Below are 3,201 nucleotides of genomic sequence, written 5' to 3'. Positions count from 1 at the left end.
ATGAGCAGCATCACGTTGGCGGCAAGTTGCCCGACGCTGGAAACAAAGTGATCTTTGCGGGTGTGTGCCGGGCGCAGGGAAATATGATGGCGGGTCAAGGTGGCGGTCGCGGCACAGATCATCACCAGCAGGCAAAGCAGCAAGCGTTTGTAGTTCCCGAGGGTGGTCACCACTTTGGCAACGCCGCCTTCCAGTGTCCGGAAAGCAATCACGCCTGGGGTCGCTTTTTCCTGAATGAGTTCGTAGCGTTCCCATTTGCCTCGGCAGTTCGCTCTGGAAGACTCCAGGGACTTGCGCAGGGCATCTTCATCGACGTCCGTGCCGAAGATACCGGCTAGCGGGTCGTCAGCCATTTGCTGTTTTTTCTGCTTGATGGCTTTTTCCAGCTCCTGATTCAGGTCTGGATCACGGTTACAAGTGGGTTGTTCCACCATCCCCGCGCCACGCAAAAGGAAATAGCCTTCCCAGGTGTTTTCGCCGATTTTCAGTAGCTGAGAGTGAATGACTTCGCCAGAAGCCAGAAAAATGGTCAGCAGAAGAAGAATCAGGGTGGGAAGGGAGGATAACCATTCCGCCACGGAACGGTTTGCAACAGTCAGAGAAGGTTTATCCATTGTGCACCCGGTTATTGTTATACCGCCGTAAAAGCGAAAGAAAGAAAACGCTTGGGGTTTCAGCGCTTTATTCTCTGCATTCTAGGCCAGTGTAAACAGCTTGACTACCTGGCACCCGTGGAGGGGGTGACAGAATCTGAGTGGTTAGGGAAAAACGGGGCCAATTGGCCCCGTCCAGTTACCTGAAGCGTTTATTCAACAGGATTTACGCATTCCGCGCGGGATGGCTCATGCTTGCAGCGAATTTTGCGCAGCAGGCTCATCATGTCCTTGTTGTAGGTGCCCTCCTTGGTGAGGGCGATACGGGCATCACGCATCATTTCGTCGTAACGCAGTTTGTCTGCCTCAGGTATGCGCACCCACCACTTCTTGTTGACTTCGTTGTTGGCGTTCTCAATCACACGCATGGCGCGGTCAAACTGACCGAGCATGTATTTGCGCGATTGTGCTGCGAAGTCTGCGGGGAACTTGTCTTTTTTCAGAATCACTTGAGCCGTCAGCTGACCAAGTACGTAATCGATGATGCCGCCGTCAGGCTGCATGCCTTTATACAATTCCAGAGCAGAATAAGCTGCAATGGGGGCAAAACAGATATCCACGGAGCCGTTGTTGAAGCGACCGGAGAAGTTTGTGATGTCGGACATCACGGGGGACATGCCCACGCGGGACGCCATATTGGCCTGTGCCGTATCGTACTCAAGTACCGCGATGGATTTGCCGGACAGTTCGCCGACGGTATCGATGGTGCGGTCTTTTACGAACAGATAAGCCGCGCCCATTGGCGCAACGCCGCCCACTTCATAGGGCCCGGAAACCAGTTTTTCATTGATGGAGGGGTTGCCGCTGGCGAGTACGGTGATCACGGTGCGCATGGCGTCGTAGCTGGGGATCGCGCCAATGGAATCCATGCTGCCGGTGTAGCTGTTGAACTGACGGCCACGGATGCCGGTAAGGACGGCGGCATCACACTGCCCGGCCTTCAGGTCTTCGGAGGCAATTTTTTCATCGGTGTAGGGCTTGAGCTCAAGATCGATGCCCCAGCCCAGGGCGGCGGTCTTGTAGTCCTTCATGATGTTATAGATATCGCCGTTGGCGCCGATAATGTCGAATACGCACATAGTGCGTTTCTCGGCGGCTTGGGCGGTGGGGGTAAGCGTCAATGCCAGAGCGGCAGTGGCGGCTGCAGTCAACGCTTTAACGTAGCGCATAATTGTCTCCTGGTTACTTCTTACAACTTATTCAAAAGCGGCCCGAAGGCCGCAACAGGCTTATAGCAAATCGTCAATATTTACGGCGGGGCCGGATTGGGCTTTGTCATCCCAGAATGTGCCGATGCCACCAATGGGGGTACGCTTGCCGGTGTTTTCAGTCCATTCACGGTCTGAAATGCCCTGCACGATGAAGCCGGCAATGGCGTCCAGCATGGCGTAGTCCGGGTCCAGATTCTGGTCGTTTGCCGCGTAATCACGGATAGCTTTGCGCAGGCGTTCGTCATTACCTTTGCTGAAAGCGCTCATGGCATACAGGGCGCTGCCCAGGCGGATACCGCTGTCGAAGCCGGCCTTGGCAGAGGTTTCCAGCTCAGCCCACGCATCCGCGTTTGGTGGAGCCAGCATCGGCAGCAGGTTCCAGACCGCCGCACGGGTGCCACGTGGTACGCCCCACCATTTGTCGTTATCGAGACACTTCATGTTGCGCTCGACCTTGGCGGCGATATCGCGGGGTACGCCGACTGCACCGTCGGAAGCGCCGTCGTTAAGCAGGGATTGCACGCCGGAAATATTACCGACCATCCATACCATTTCATCGAAGTCGGTTTTCAGTTTCGGACACTCGCCTTCCTTGACCTCACCGAAGGCTTCAACCGTGTAGTTGTATGCCTTGAACTGGCGTTGTGCCGCCACGGCTGACCAGCGTTTCTGCTCGATACGTGCATCCTGGGCTTCGCTGACACGCCCGTCTTTCACAGAGCGCATGTAGCGCAGCTCTGCCTCAAGGGCGATTTGTTCCGCACAGGTGGCTGCAACGGTGAAGACCATGGTGCCGAGTTTGCTGGGATCAGACCCGACTCGCTCGAAGGACATCAGCAGGGGGGTTTGTGCCTCACCGGTGACGCAGGCCATGCGTACGTCGTCGTAGGTCATCATGTAGGGCAGCATTTCGGATCGACCGAAGCTGATGAGAACGTCACCGGTAGTCTTGTAGATGACGCCACAGCCTTGCAGAGCCAGGATGGCGCCCCCTACCAAGACCAGACCGGAATGTCGTAGCATTTTTTTCATGGAAAGAGAACCCATTCGTAAGCTCCTTGTTATTGTTCTCTATTAGCGCGGTCAAAGGTACGAAAGTCAGCCAATTGGCACAAGCGGCAATTACAAAAAAGCCTGCAAGCAATTACAAACAATAAATTTGCTATATCATGGTTTCTGTTCGATAACCTATGGAATCCACAGGGAAAATACGACTTTATCATGAGCGATCACAGTGGCGTTAAAGACATGCGGGCCTGGCTTGCGGGCGAACGGAGTGGCCTTTCACTGGCGTTGAATACCGCCCGGGGTGGGCTGCGAATTCTCGAAACACTGGG

The 3,201-nt window shown here is 55.0% G+C and carries 2 protein-coding genes and 1 pseudogene; all 3 read right to left on the bottom strand.

All coding sequences use genetic code 11. The features are described from left to right. Nucleotides 1-614 (bottom strand): annotated as a pseudogene (locus A3754_RS19285) (C4-dicarboxylate ABC transporter); the annotation flags it as partial. Nucleotides 615-805: 191 nt separating this feature from the next. Then, nucleotides 806-1,822, bottom strand: a complete 1,017-nt coding sequence (locus A3754_RS19280) for a putative solute-binding protein (RefSeq protein WP_063520994.1) — start codon at nucleotides 1,820-1,822, stop codon at nucleotides 806-808. 60 nt (nucleotides 1,823-1,882) lie between these two features. Then, a complete protein-coding gene (locus A3754_RS19275; protein WP_082872249.1) occupies nucleotides 1,883-2,911 on the bottom strand; it encodes a hypothetical protein in 1,029 nt (342 codons plus the stop codon). Nucleotides 2,912-3,201: the final 290 nt, after the last annotated feature.

The organism is Alcanivorax sp. HI0083 (assembly GCF_001635175.1).
Note: the sequence above shows the minus strand (reverse complement) of the source record. Positions and strands in the feature narration are given on the sequence as shown.